The organism is Klebsiella sp. HMSC09D12 (assembly GCF_001808475.1).
GTDB classification, from domain to species: domain Bacteria; phylum Pseudomonadota; class Gammaproteobacteria; order Enterobacterales; family Enterobacteriaceae; genus Klebsiella; species Klebsiella oxytoca.
Map to the genome: position 1 here is coordinate 1 of NZ_KV793463.1, position 14,135 is coordinate 14,135.

Genomic DNA, 14,135 nt, shown 5'->3' on the forward strand with positions numbered 1-14,135 from the left:
TTACCCGAAATCTGATTTATTCAACAAAGCCTCGATCATTCCCGGCGCAACGGCATTTACTCGTACGCCCCGCGGCGCAAGCTCAGCGGCCAGCGTTCGTGTGAAACTTAAAATGGCACCTTTGGAAGCGCTATAATTAACCTGACCAATACTCGGAACAATAGCAGCAATAGATGCAACATTAATGATTGTAGGGTTCTGGGCCGAACGTAACAAAAGTAAGACCTCTTTAGTCAAGCGAAAAAGCCCCAGAAGATTAGTATTAATAACAGAGCTAAAATCATCAAAAGTCATAGCAGCAAAGAGGTTATCTTTCACTATTCCTGCATTGTTCACTAAAACATCCAGTTTTCCTTTATCACTGGATAATTGTGCACATATGGCCGCAACATCTTCCTGATTCGATAGATCCCCCTGCAGGAGATGAAGTTTTTTTCCAGCAGGATGATGTGATTGAAGCTCCTTCAACTGCGTTTTATTGGTGCAGTAAAGTGCATAAACGACGCATCCTTGCTCAAGAAATTTGCCGCAAATGGCGTGACCGATATCACCGCTGGCGCCTGTGACTAATACGGTTTTATCAACGAGGTCATTATAATTATACATATCTATTGATCACCTTAATTAACAAAGAATAGTCACTGCGATTGCATGAGTACGGCAATGAGAGATACTTAAGGAGATATTAGCAACTCCTTGCTCATCGAGGATTTCCTTCAGTCTTCCGGTTATCAAAAACGCTGGCTTTCCATATTCATCATGCGTGACCTCAATATCATGAAAGCGGATTTTATTGTTAAACCCATAACCTACTGCTTTTACAATTGATTCTTTTGCCGCCCAGAACCCAGAAGCGCGCTCATAATTTGGGTCGTGCGGGTTAATTTTATTAATCTCAGCATGAGTAAACACTCTCTGTAAAAAGCAAGAATTGCTGTTCGTCAAGGCCTGAATAATTCTTTCCACTTCAACAATATCCGTACCAACACGCATGATTTATCGCTACGATAGTTATAATTGGTAATTAAAGTTAAACTTAACTTTATACTTATCTACATTTAAATTATCGGGGTAGACAAAAGGGCTCGATAAGGATAAATCGTACTCCAAACCATAAACAACTCCTTTTAAACCGGTTATGCCGCCCATTATTTTTTTACTCTCAATCTCCTGCACCGGGACCTTACCGATGATTTGGCCATAATCCAGACCAAAATAGGGAGTTATGTTTTTATAACCTGTAATAAGATTGAGCGTGTTCTGTATATAAAATCCCTTATTACCATAAATTCCTCCACTATCATCAAAGCCACGAACACTCCAACGGTCGCCTATAGTAAGCTGATCCTGTAGAGTAAGATTATCCGGCGTATACTGTACACCGAGATTAAGTTCATAATAAGCATCAACAGGTAATGAAGTTAGCCATTTCATATAATTCACATTCAGATTCATGATCTGACTCTGGCGACTTACATCTCCGTTACGCATATCCGGCGTTTCTGTACTTCCTAAGGCCTTGATAAAACGTTGCCAGCTTAAACTGGAATCTAATACGGCCCCGGGGAAATTTTTCTTGTAATTTACCCCGAGCTTCAAATTACTCATATCGCGTTTTTGTAAAACTAATTCTTCCCCCCCTAATGTATAATCATACTTGCGTCTGATAAGTTCTGCATTGGCGGAAAGCTTTGAACTCGCATCACGATGCAGCATTCGTGATCCCTTAAGGCTGAAGTACTGCGTCTTCCCCACATAGTCAAAATCATAGGGGCCAACATCAATACTCTGTTTTGATTTACTACTACTATAAAAAAGGCTTAATTCAGAGTATCCAAAAGGGATACTATAGTAGGTGCTAACATTTTTATACCCTCCTGTCTGACTACTGGTACCGGCCAAATAAAAAAGATCGCTAGATTTCGTTAAATTATAAAGATAACCGGTTGTCCCTAAGAGTTGGTTGCCAGTACTTTTATCACCAAAATTGTTATATGTTGTTCTTAAATTCCATCTTTTAGTACGCTGAGGTTTAATCTCAACTTCACTGGTACCGTTGTTAACGCCAGGTATGATATTTATCTTAACATCAACCCAAGGCGTCCTCTGTATATTTTCCAGCCCCTGCTCAATATCCCTGACATTCAGAATATCTCCTTCCTTAAAGGGCAACCCCCATGTACTTATATCATTATCAGATATAATAACTTGTGATATTCGCCCAGGAATAACTCGCAGCTTTAGTTTTTTAGTCAAAAGATCCTGAGAAGGTATCTCGACTCGGGTTGTTATGTACCCGGAATTTATAAAGTGATCCTGCAAAACGACAGCTGCTTTTTGTAATCCTTTGACCCCCAAACACTTACCGGTGATTCTTTTTTTAATTTTTTGGATCCAGCGATCGTTCAGGAAGTCATTTTCGAGAATAAGCTCGTCAATATCATAGCATGGCGTCTCTTGTGGAAAATCGCTATCCACCGCTATTTCCTGTACGGCTTGCGAAAAAACATCTTTTTTTTCAATCTTCCGTTCTTTGATTGATGTATTATCATTACTCTGCTGTTCTTTTATCATACGCCCGAGCGGCATGTCTGCAAACGTCTTCGAGCTGAAACTCATTAATATCAAGGCCGCGCTGAAAATATATCGAATATCCATTTCGTTTCCTGACAGGTAAAAGCAGCAATCCCTTGCTGCCTTTACCTTATATTTAGCGTTCTATCTATTTACCAACCACAGTACCAAATATATTTGTTATATTTGCAGCTGTCTGAAGTCCTTGAGCCCCACCAAAGACAGCCCAAAAGCCAGTATTGATAACTTTTTTGGCATTGATTACTGCTTTTCCTTCGGTATAGATATTCAAATAATTATAGATATTATTTGCCACATTCAGATTGAGTTGGGATGAAGCAACCAGGTTACCCATATTAGAGACATTATTAGCATCGACCCTGGTCGTATACCCAGTGATATTACCATTAGCATTGTTGGTCAAGTCAGTATTGGTAGTAATTGTCAATGCCTTCCCAGAAACGATATCTTTATTGTTAGCTATAGTGTATCCACTAACGTTAAGATTCCCGTCAGCATTAATGGTATGAGAATTTCTTAAATAGCCGGTGCTTTTTACAGTCACATCCCCCTTGCCACTAATCCAGCCATTATTGAAATAATCACCATTAACATTTATGAAAATATCTCTATCTGAGGAAATAATACCAGTTGCGGTATTTTTAGCGATAGAACCGTTACCTTCTAAAGACAGCGAGTCAACATTAATATTCATGTTGCCTGCACTGTAAACGGTTGAATAATCTGCAGCAACATGTTTGGCAGCGATGTTCATGTTGCCAGAATTAGCAACCACCTGCCCTTTGTTGTTTGCCAGGTTACCAGAAAGGTTAATGTTAGCATCTCCCGACTGAGAGATAATACGTCCAGAAGTATTGTTGACATTTTTTGCGGTAATATTCAGATCTTTACCGGCGATTACACCGCCTTCCTGGTTGATATAACCGAAATATTGTCCAGCATAAGCTCCAAACATGTTACTAGAACTAACATTAATGTCGCCTTCCGCCTTTAACGTCAGGTTTTCATCGGAGACCATCATTGAATACTTGCTGTCCAGATATGAGCCTGATTCAACGTTGATATTTTTGGCGAGAATCAATGAGCTGTCGTTAATAATTTTGTTAGCTTTAATCGATACGTCACCCTCGGTAGACGTTACCATAGCAAGACGGCTATCAAATTTGTCGCTAAGCTCGATATTAACACCTTTTATACCATTGATTCCTGCCTGGCTGGTCCGCAGCTCACGACCTTCGATTGAAATATTCTGACTACTTTCAATTTTCCCCTGGTAGTTATCGATATCTCTAGTGGTCTTTAATTTAATATCACCAGCTGAGGCGATTGTTCCAGCATTATTAAAGACATAATCTGCCGAGATGTCTGTGCCGCTTCCAGAAATTATACCTTTGGCCTCAGCACCGGCCGGATCGAGTGATTTATTATTGTTATTTTTAATAGCTTTAGTAGTTGTTATTTTCACATTAGCTGCACTGGAGCGAATCAAGCCAGTTATATTTTCTATATTACCAGTACTATTAATCTCTACGTTTCCATCGGCATCAATAACGCCAGAGTTATTAGCCATAGAGCTATTCTTTAGATTAATATAATTGCCATGTATTTGACCATTACTATTGCTGAGTTCTCCGCTCTCGATAAGTACTATTGCCGCTTCGATACCAGCGTTTTTGCTTCTTCCGGAGTTGTTCAGCTTATTATTGTTGGTATTAACCGTTAACATTCCTCCAGATGCAATCTTACCATTGGCATTATCCAGTGCACCGCTTAGAATGTTAATATCTGATGCAGCAGAAATATTTCCCCCAGTGGTATTATTGATGCTGCTTTTGGCAGTATCAATTGTAATACTTCTACCGCTGTTAATTTTACCGTTTATATTATCCAGAGCACCATTGGTATTTACAGCTATGTCGCCACTAGATTGAATCATAGCGCTGTTATTTATTAGCTTACCGTTGCTAGTGATATTAAGGCCACTGGCACCGCCGGCAATAGTCCCTTCGTTACGTACCCCAACGCCGCCTTCAGTGCTAATCAAATTAATGCGGTTGGCATACATACCGCCGAGTTTAGAGACATCCACGCCATAGGAAGCAGCTTTATCGATGGCCTCCACTGTGCCGGTGATAGAACCATCGACATCGATAACGTTGTTGCCTGCGGTGACTGATAGCTCATCAACTCTTAGACTTCCGTTCACTTTGACGCTGCGGGCTAAAATTTCTGTGGGTGATTCACTTTGGAAGTTACCAACAGTAATATTGCCGCCCTTCACGGTATAACCGGTTAATGCACCATCTTTTACATTTGGCGTACCGGTCGTCAGCGTCCCTTTTTCCGCATTGATGAAACCACCCCCTTGGGTGGTAATCCCATTTGGGTTAGCAATGATCAGATGAGCAGAATCGCCGGCCACTTCCATCATCCCGTTGATGGTACTTGCATTTTTTGAAGTTACTTCATTCAGAATAACTTTCGCGGTTCCACCCGCGAGATTAGCATTACCTTCAATCTGCCCGGCCAGAGTCGTTTGCACAGCGCTGGCGGAGTTATTGAAAATCACCCCTTCTTTGCCCACGTTCAGTGTTTCGTAAACGTTATGTGAAAGTCCTTTGCTATTTGCTTCTTTAATATTCACAACAGGAACACCGTTTGCTGACGTGACGTTCCCATTAATGATTGAGATATCAGCCTGGGCCATTACCGGTAAAAGCAGTAATATTGAAGCAGCAACAGGATTTAATTTTAGCATTCTTTTTTTATTCGCGTAATGTTTCATATAAACCTTTTCAGATAGTATTGATAGAGCACAGCCTGATGGAATTACACAATGTGCAAGCATCATCATTCACATCAGGCCATTTTTAGCACACTAATTAGTGCACCGATCCTTGTGTATAAATCACATCCAATTCATCAACATCTTGTATACAGCAACTAATATGATTTATGAAATATATGAAGCATAAACTTTAGTATTTTTAAGCAAAATATTTAGTCGATTATATTTTTAATTTACGAATTTTACCCTCTGCAGAGGTTGTATCCGCGTAAGCTTATCTCTGTTCTGCACCTTATGGTTTAGGCCGCTGATATTATCCCTGCCGGCCACAACTTTCATACAACACTTAACTGACTTCGCTATACTTTCCTCGAATAGTTTCATAAACAAAAGTGAATTATTACCCATTATATCAACTTCCAGACCTTCATGATGAAGATCAAGAATGAATATTATCTTTAAATTAAATCGGAAGATTTCTAATATCCTCAACTTTGTGTTTACTATTGTTTCATGCGAAATCAAAAAGAATAACACCGCTCAAATCCGGGCTTCAACAATCTGATTTTATTGGATTTTAGCAGCAACCTCAGATAAACACACCATTCAGACAGGCGCTATTCGTTCGAAAACTCATTTCACAATATTAATAAAGTGAGGGTTCTGGTAAACATCCGGATGTTAGTGTTACCTATCTGAAATCGCTTTAATTTTATTTTCATCAATTTCTGATACCTTATGCGATGTGTTATTGAACATTAAATTATAAAAATACCAGGCAGGTAAATAATAAGTACGATGAATAAAAACATCTCCATATTCCCCTACCAGACAAATTTTATATGGTGGCAACATAGTGAAATTCGAATAATTCAACCGACTCTTTGATGAGTAAAAGCGCTAATACGTCAATGAATAGTCTATTAAGGAATTAGTATGGCAAAACATGAAATATATTTGAATGCAAGCTCAAGGACATAACCTTGCCGGCTATCGCCAGTATTATGCAACTGGCGTGCTGTACCGCTTACCAGTCATAATCGATATGCGGGTTTAATGTCTGAGAGCAAGCCGCTGTTGCAAGGCTGAAAGGAGATTGATTAACTAAAGGGAATATTATTGTGTAGTTGAACTCATTAATTTCACATTTAAAATGTCATGATTCAGAACGTGAGTGAAAATGGGCGACGGCTTATCCGACCGTTCTAATGGGCCGGATAAGCGTGTACTATCTGAGCATACTGGCTAATCGCGGAAATTTTTGAACTGGAACGGCTGACCTAAATCACCGCCGCGTACCAGAGCCATAACCGCCTGCAGATCGTCACGAGATTTTCCAGTAACGCGAATTTCTTCACCCTGGATCTGCGCCTGCACCTTCAGCTTACTGTCCTTGATAAGCTTAACGATTTTCTTCTGCGTCGCGCTCTCAATTCCCTGCTTCAGCTTTGCATCGACAAACCAGGTCTTACCGCTGTGCACGAACTCATCCGGAACTTCAATAGAACTGCCTTCAATTCCGCGTTTAAGCAGCTTGGCGCGCAGAATATCCAGCAGTTGATTAATCTGGAAATCAGACTCACTGAGGACCTTGATGGACTCGTTCTTTTCGTTCAGTTCAAAGCTCGCTTCGACGTTACGAAAATCAAAACGCGATTCAACTTCACGGGTCGCGTTCTCTACGGCGTTTCGAACTTCCTGAAGATCGACTTCAGAGACAATATCGAAAGATGGCATCTTTTCCTCTCCTTCAGTTTCTTTTGCGTTGCATAATACCTGCAACGCGACATAACTCAACTTGTTATCCCGAAAGGATAACTGATAACGCTATACTTTAGCCATGAGCACCTGATGCAGCACTCACAGGTGAGGAGGAATAATGAAAGTAACCGTACTCGGATGCGGTGCACTGGGACAGTTATGGCTAACTGCGCTGTACAAACACGGGCATGAAGTCCAGGGCTGGTTACGCGTCCCCCAGCCATTCTGTAGCGTCAATGTCATTGATACCGACGGTAGCGTGTTTAATGAATCATTTATCGCTAACGATCCTGATTTTCTCGCCAGTAGCGACCTGTTACTGGTCACGCTGAAAGCCTGGCAGGTCTCCAACGCGGTGAAAAATCTGAGCGCAATTTTGCCCTCATCATCGCCTGTTTTGCTCATGCATAATGGTATGGGAACCGTGGATGAGCTTAAAAGCATCAGACAGCCGCTGCTGATGGCTTCGACAACCCAGGCTGCTCGCCGCGACGGCAACGTCATTGTCCATGTTGCCAATGGCACCAGCCACATTGGTCCAGCGAAAAATTATCCGCAGGACTACAGTTATCTTGCCGATGTGCTCCAGGGCGTGCTACCTGACGTTGCCTGGCATAATAATATCTACCCCGCAATCTGGAGTAAGCTGGCTGTTAACTGCGTGATCAACCCGCTGACGGCGTTGAAGAACTGCCATAACGGCGCCTTACGCGAATATCCTCAGGAGGTCGCTGACATCTGCTATGAAGTTGCGGCGGTTATGGAGCGCGAGGGGATGCATACCTCGCCGGAAAACCTGTTATTCTATGTTCATCAGGTTATTGAAAGTACGGCAGAAAATACTTCTTCAATGCTGCAGGATATTCTCGCCCAGCGCCATACGGAAATCGACTATATTACCGGTTTTCTGCTAAAGCGTGCTCGAGCCCACGGTATAGCCGTACCTGAAAATACCCGTCTGTTTGAACTGGTTAAGCGTAAGGAGAATGAATATGAGCGCGTCGGCACTGATTTGCCTCGCCCCTGGTAGCGAAGAGACCGAAGCGGTCACCACCATAGATTTACTCGTTCGCGGCGGCATAAAGGTCACAACCGCCAGCGTCGCCAGCGATGGCGATCTGACGATTGTCTGCTCGCGCGGCGTCAAGCTGCTGGCCGATGCGCCACTGGTGGAAGTGGCCGATGGCGACTTCGATATCATCATTCTTCCTGGCGGCATTAAGGGCGCCGAGTGCTTCCGCGACAGCCCTCTGCTGGTTGAGACCGTGCGTCAGTTTCACCTTTCCGGGCGTATCGTCGCAGCGATCTGCGCCGCGGCGGCCACCGTACTGGTGCCGCATAATCTGTTCCCCATCGGCAATATGACCGGATTTCCCGGGTTGAAAGATCGCATTCCTGCCGGGCAGTGGCAGGACAGGCGCGTCGTCTGGGATGCTCGCGTTAAGCTACTTACCAGCCAGGCGCCCGGGACGTCCATTGATTTCGCTTTAAAGATAATTGATCTGCTGGTTGGGCGTGAAAAAGCCCATGAAGTCGCATCACAGCTGGTCATGGCGGCGGGAATTTATAACTACTACGAAGCGTGAGCCAACGGCGGAAATTTCCGCCGTTACCTTCACATATGACGTTCAATAAACCTGAATACCTGCGCTCGCGGATACGCATCTAAATCAACGGGGATCCACAAAAATCCTAAGGTCCCTAAATCTAAATAATCCATTTTTCCGTGACTTACGATCCCCTTAACGTGTCTCCACGCCAGAAAAGCCCGGTAATTTTGATTAGAGTGATCCATCCAGCTTACGCCCTCCTCCCACAGCTGAAGGCAATATCCGCTGCGAATAGCTTCATTGGCGTCATAAAAGCGACGGGACCAACATCTCTGAAATCGGCGATAAAGAAGCCGGATGGTCAACACGCCGACAATGTAGCATCCCAGAAAAACGGCTATCACCTTTGAATTGCGTAACCTGAAAAGATACTCGCCCGCCCCATCGCTAATGGACCAGGCGCTTAATCTGAACTGATAATGACCATCGCTCAATGACGCAAAAAAGGCAAAAATCAGCCACATAATAAGTGTGCTAATAAGAAATGCGGGTACAGGAGCTAAACGGCGGCGACGTTCTGGCAATGCGAGCCGGGCCAGCCTCGCTCCCCACTGGTATTGGGAAAACGACAAACACTGTCCCGGAATATAAATCGTCAACGGCACGCCATCCTGGCCTGCGGGTTGTTCAGGAATCATATAACATCCTTGTTATCAATTTGTTATGGGCGATACACCTTCACATTCTGGAAGCCCTGCTCGCGCAGATACAGCGCCTGCAGGCGGCTCATCACGCCGCGTTCACACCACAGCAGCCAGGTTTTATTCTGGTCGAGATCGCCAAATTTGGTGCTGAGCTTATAGAACGGTAGAGAGACCACATCCACGCCTTCCACCTTTAACGGCCTGTCATCCTGTTCGTCGACAGAACGAATGTCGAGGATTACGTCGTTCGGGCCAAAGCCGCTGACGGTTTCCACTTCCACCACGTCCTGTTCTGTCTGCTGAGCAATATCGCGGATATCGATATTCGTCGCTTCCGCTACCACTCTTTCCAGGATGTCGAAATCGAAGTGCTCTTCTTCCGCCTCGATCTTCGCCTTTACCGCTTTAATGGTCGGGCTCTTCGAGATAACCCCGCAGTATTCCGGCATGGTACGGGCAAAATCTTCGGTACCGATTTCACGCGCCAGATTAATAATGTGCTCTTTATCGTGTGAAATCAGCGGACGCAGAATCAGGGTATCCGAGACGTTGTCGATCAGACGCAGGTTGGTCAGCGTCTGGCTGGAGACCTGTCCCAGCGCTTCGCCGGTAACCAGCGCCTGCACGCCGTAGCGCTCGGCGACTTTTGACGCCGCGCGAACCATCATACGCTTGAGCACCACGCCCATCTGGCCATCATCGACTTTTTCCAGAATCTCGCCAACCACGGGTTCGAAGTTAATCGCCACGAAACGTACCCGGTGGGAACTGCCGAAACGGTTCCACAGGTAGTGCGCCACCTGACGTACGCCGATTTCATGCGCAGCGCCGCCGAGATTAAAGAAGCAGTAGTGCACGCGACAACCGCGACGCATCAGCATATAGCTGGAGACGCCGGAGTCGAAACCGCCGGAAATAAGCGACAACACGTCTTCCTGGGTGCCGATCGGGAAACCGCCAATACCTTCATAGCGCCCTTTAACCAGCAGCAGGCGATCGTTTTCAATCTCGAGGTTCACCGTCACATCGGGGTCGGTTAACTTCACGCGCGCCGTTTCAATATGTTGGTTCAAACCGCCGCCAACGTAGCGCTCGACTTCGATTGAGGTAAACTCATGCTTACCGCGGCGCTTAACGCGCACGCAGAAGGTTTTACCTTCCAGCGCTTCACGCCACAGCGGCAGCGTCTGCTCGAAAATATCGTGCAGGGAAGTATAAGGAACGTCCTCGACTTCAAGAATATGGTGAATACCGGGGATACGGGTCAGGGCATCGCGAATAGCCAGGCGCTGGTTTTCATCCTTTGCCCGAACCTCGATATGATCCCAATGACGAACGACGGCAAGCGTCTCATCATAGTTTTTGAGAACGTTACGAATGTTCCCGGTTAAAATTTTAATGAAGCGCAATCGCACAGATTGGCTTTTGATGGTGATTTCCGGGAACAATTTAATGATAAACTTCATGGCGACAATATTCGTTGGCAAGCCCGACGGGGCTTTAAGCATAAAAAGTTGTACAGGCGCGATCGGCGTCTGCATCCAGGGCGCGGAGTATACCACTATTGGACGCTTTTCACCTGGCATTGCGCGTTATTTGATTAACCGCGCGACTTCGTTACCATATTGATAGCCATCGAGACATAACAAGAGTCTATATTCACTATGCCAAAGAAAAATGAGGCCCCGGCCAGCTTTGAGACCGCCCTGGGCGAGCTGGAGCAGATTGTTAATCGTCTGGAAAGCGGCTCGCTGCCGCTAGAAGAAGCGCTCGGCGAATTCGAGCGCGGCATACAGCTTGCGCGCCAGGGGCAGGCAAAGCTGCAGCAGGCCGAGCAGCGCGTGCAAATTTTGCTGGCGGATAGCGAAGATGCGCCGCTGACGCCTTTTACGCCGGACGCTGAATAAATGGATTTTCCGCAACAGCTACAGTCGTGCGTTGAGCAGGCTAACGAAGCGCTGCGTCGTTTTATCGCTCCGCAGCCCTTTCAGAACACTCCGCTGGTCGAAGCCATGCAGTACGGCGCACTATTGGGCGGCAAGCGCCTGCGCCCGTTTCTGGTTTACGCGACCGGCGACATGTTTGGCGTTAGCCGCGCTACGCTGGACGCTCCCGCCGCCGCCGTCGAATGCATCCATGCCTATTCGCTAATGCACGACGATCTTCCGGCAATGGACGATGATGATTTGCGCCGTGGACAGCCGACCTGCCATATAAAATTCGGTGAGGCGAACGCAATTCTTGCTGGAGACGCCCTACAAACGCTGGCGTTTTCTATACTGAGTGATGCGCCGATGCCGGAAGTACCGGATCGCGATCGTCTGGCGATGATTTCTGAACTGGCGCAGGCCAGCGGCATCGCCGGGATGTGCGGCGGTCAGGCGCTGGATCTGGAAGCGGAAGGTCATCAGGTTGACCTGCCGTCGCTGGAGCGTATTCATCGCCATAAGACCGGTGCATTGATTCGCGCAGCGGTACGAATGGGCGCACTGAGCGCAGGTGAAGCCGGACGCAGAGCGTTGCCCGCTCTCGATCGATACGCAGAAAATATCGGTCTCGCCTTCCAGGTCCAGGATGACATTCTCGACGTGGTAGGGGATACTGCCACCCTTGGCAAACGTCAGGGAGCCGACCAGCAGTTGGGCAAAAGTACCTACCCCGCCCTTCTGGGACTTGAGCAAGCCCGGAAAAAGGCCCATGACCTGATTACCGACGCCCGCCGGTCGTTAAACGAGCTGGCCGCGCAATCTCTGGATACCACGGCACTGGAAGCGCTCGCGAATTACATAATTCAGCGTGATAAATAAACAATAAATGAGTCTCTGATGAGTTTTGATATTGCCAAATACCCGACCCTGGCGCTGGTGGACTCCACCCAGGAGTTGCGTTTGTTGCCGAAAGATAGCCTGCCGAAACTGTGCGACGAACTGCGGCGCTACCTGCTGGACAGCGTCAGCCGCTCCAGCGGGCACTTTGCCTCCGGCCTCGGCACGGTAGAGCTAACCGTGGCGCTGCACTACGTCTATAACACGCCTTTCGATCGCCTTATCTGGGACGTCGGCCACCAGGCTTACCCGCATAAAATTCTGACCGGACGCCGCGATCAAATCGGGACTATCCGTCAGAAAGGCGGACTGCACCCCTTTCCCTGGCGCGGGGAGAGCGAGTATGACGTTCTTAGCGTCGGCCACTCGTCCACTTCTATCTCCGCCGGCATCGGCATAGCCATCGCCGCAGCCAAAGAAGATAAGCAGCGTCGCGCGGTCTGCGTGATCGGCGACGGGGCGATCACCGCCGGGATGGCGTTTGAAGCAATGAACCACGCTGGTGATATCAAACCCGACCTGCTGGTAGTGCTCAACGATAACGAAATGTCGATCTCTGAGAACGTCGGCGCGCTAAACAATCATCTGGCGCAGCTGCTTTCCGGAAAACTCTACTCCACGCTGCGCGAAGGCGGCAAAAAGGTCTTCTCTGGCGTACCGCCGATTAAAGAGCTGCTCAAACGCACCGAGGAACATATCAAAGGGATGGTGGTTCCGGGGACGCTGTTTGAAGAGCTGGGCTTTAACTACATTGGGCCGGTGGACGGCCACGATGTTATCGGTCTGGTTAACACGTTGAAGAACATGCGCGACCTGAAAGGTCCGCAGTTCCTGCATATCATGACCAAAAAAGGCCGCGGCTATGAGCCCGCCGAAAAAGACCCGATTACCTTCCACGCGGTGCCGAAGTTCGATCACACCAGCGGCGTGCTACCTAAAAGCAGCGGCGGCCTGCCAACTTACTCGAAAATCTTCGGCGACTGGCTGTGCGAAACCGCCGCAAAGGATGACAAGCTGATGGCCGTTACCCCCGCGATGCGCGAGGGTTCAGGAATGGTCGAGTTTTCGAAAAAGTATCCCAGCCAGTATTTCGACGTGGCTATCGCCGAACAGCATGCGGTCACCTTTGCCGCTGGCCTGGCGATTGGCGGCTATAAGCCGGTGGTGGCGATTTATTCAACCTTCCTGCAGCGCGCCTACGACCAGGTGATTCACGATGTCGCTATCCAGAAGCTGCCGGTGCTGTTCGCTATCGACCGCGCAGGAATCGTTGGCGCTGACGGTCAGACCCATCAGGGCGCATTTGATATCTCCTTCCTGCGCTGCATCCCGGATATGGTTATCATGACGCCAAGCGACGAGAACGAATGTCGCCAGATGCTCTATACCGGCTATCACTACAACGACGGCCCGAGCGCAGTGCGCTATCCGCGTGGCTCCGGTACCGGTGCTGCCTTTGAACCGCTGGCATCGCTGCCTATTGGTAAAGGCGTGGTGAAACGCGAAGGCGAGAAGATCGCCATCCTTAACTTCGGCACGCTGCTGCCGCAGGCCGCTAAAGTCGCGGAGAAGCTTAATGCCACTCTGGTGGATATGCGCTTTGCCAAACCGCTGGATGAAGCGCTGGTGCTACAGCTGGCCGCAGAACACGAGGTGCTGGTTACGCTGGAAGAGAATGCCATTATGGGCGGCGCGGGCAGCGGCGTGAATGAGCTGCTGATGTCTCGCCGTCGCGCGGTGCCGGTGCTGAATCTCGGCCTGCCTGATTTCTTCATCCCGCAGGGAACCCAGGAAGAAGCGTATGCCGATCTCGGCCTCGACGCCGCAGGAATTGAAGCCAAAATCCACGCCTGGCTAGCATAATTGCCGTCACCGCTCCTGCTATGCTTAAGGGATACTTTTATCCGTAGCA

11 protein-coding genes and 1 pseudogene are annotated in these 14,135 nt (G+C 47.5%); 5 read left to right on the forward strand and 7 right to left on the reverse strand.

The genetic code is table 11. The features are described from left to right. Nucleotides 1-15: 15 nt before the first annotated feature. From HMPREF3178_RS10250 to HMPREF3178_RS10270, 5 genes and pseudogenes are all read right to left on the reverse strand, one after another. Nucleotides 16-606: pseudogene (locus HMPREF3178_RS10250) on the reverse strand (SDR family oxidoreductase); the annotation flags it as partial. 18 nt (nucleotides 607-624) lie between these two features. Next, complete coding sequence (gene acpS, locus HMPREF3178_RS29835; RefSeq protein WP_004099485.1) at nucleotides 625-993, reverse strand: holo-ACP synthase; 369 nt, start codon at nucleotides 991-993, stop codon at nucleotides 625-627. A gap of 18 nt (nucleotides 994-1,011) precedes the next feature. Continuing rightward, nucleotides 1,012-2,658, reverse strand: coding sequence for a ShlB/FhaC/HecB family hemolysin secretion/activation protein (locus HMPREF3178_RS10255; RefSeq protein WP_017146513.1), 1,647 nt, complete (start codon nucleotides 2,656-2,658; stop codon nucleotides 1,012-1,014). 64 nt (nucleotides 2,659-2,722) lie between these two features. After that, nucleotides 2,723-5,380, reverse strand: a complete 2,658-nt coding sequence (locus HMPREF3178_RS10260) for a two-partner secretion domain-containing protein (RefSeq protein WP_024273834.1) — start codon at nucleotides 5,378-5,380, stop codon at nucleotides 2,723-2,725. 1,248 nt (nucleotides 5,381-6,628) lie between these two features. Further along, nucleotides 6,629-7,120: a YajQ family cyclic di-GMP-binding protein gene (locus tag HMPREF3178_RS10270; RefSeq protein WP_004099480.1), complete on the reverse strand. Its 492-nt coding sequence runs from the start codon at nucleotides 7,118-7,120 to the stop codon at nucleotides 6,629-6,631. Between the two features lie 142 nt (nucleotides 7,121-7,262). Here HMPREF3178_RS10270 and panE point away from each other — a divergent pair, with 142 nt between their 5' ends. Further along, the gene (gene panE / locus HMPREF3178_RS10275) at nucleotides 7,263-8,174 is read left to right on the forward strand and encodes a 2-dehydropantoate 2-reductase (RefSeq protein ID WP_017146517.1); all 912 of its coding nucleotides are present in this window, start codon (nucleotides 7,263-7,265) and stop codon (nucleotides 8,172-8,174) included. Beyond that, complete coding sequence (gene yajL / locus HMPREF3178_RS10280; RefSeq protein WP_004099475.1) at nucleotides 8,137-8,730, forward strand: protein deglycase YajL; 594 nt, start codon at nucleotides 8,137-8,139, stop codon at nucleotides 8,728-8,730. Before panE ends, yajL begins: the two co-directional genes overlap by 38 nt. Before the next feature lie 29 nt (nucleotides 8,731-8,759). On the opposite strand, the gene HMPREF3178_RS10285 is transcribed toward yajL, so the two are convergent. Both HMPREF3178_RS10285 and thiI read right to left on the reverse strand, forming a co-directional pair. Further along, nucleotides 8,760-9,392 (reverse strand): hypothetical protein, encoded by a 633-nt coding sequence (locus HMPREF3178_RS10285; RefSeq protein ID WP_004110984.1) that lies wholly within the window; start codon nucleotides 9,390-9,392, stop codon nucleotides 8,760-8,762. Between the two features lie 23 nt (nucleotides 9,393-9,415). Next, complete coding sequence (gene thiI / locus HMPREF3178_RS10290; protein WP_024273832.1) at nucleotides 9,416-10,864, reverse strand: tRNA uracil 4-sulfurtransferase ThiI; 1,449 nt, start codon at nucleotides 10,862-10,864, stop codon at nucleotides 9,416-9,418. Nucleotides 10,865-11,062: 198 nt separating this feature from the next. Between thiI and xseB the strand changes: the two genes are divergently transcribed. From xseB to dxs, 3 genes are read left to right on the forward strand one after another with little or no spacing between them, the layout of a single operon-like run. Continuing rightward, nucleotides 11,063-11,305 (forward strand): exodeoxyribonuclease VII small subunit, encoded by a 243-nt coding sequence (gene xseB, locus HMPREF3178_RS10295; protein WP_004099468.1) that lies wholly within the window; start codon nucleotides 11,063-11,065, stop codon nucleotides 11,303-11,305. After that, nucleotides 11,306-12,205 (forward strand): (2E,6E)-farnesyl diphosphate synthase, encoded by a 900-nt coding sequence (ispA, locus tag HMPREF3178_RS10300; protein ID WP_004099466.1) that lies wholly within the window; start codon nucleotides 11,306-11,308, stop codon nucleotides 12,203-12,205. Between the two features lie 18 nt (nucleotides 12,206-12,223). Beyond that, entirely contained in the window at nucleotides 12,224-14,086 is a 1,863-nt protein-coding gene (gene dxs / locus HMPREF3178_RS10305) for a 1-deoxy-D-xylulose-5-phosphate synthase (RefSeq protein ID WP_016808654.1), read from the forward strand. Nucleotides 14,087-14,135 lie beyond the last annotated feature (49 nt).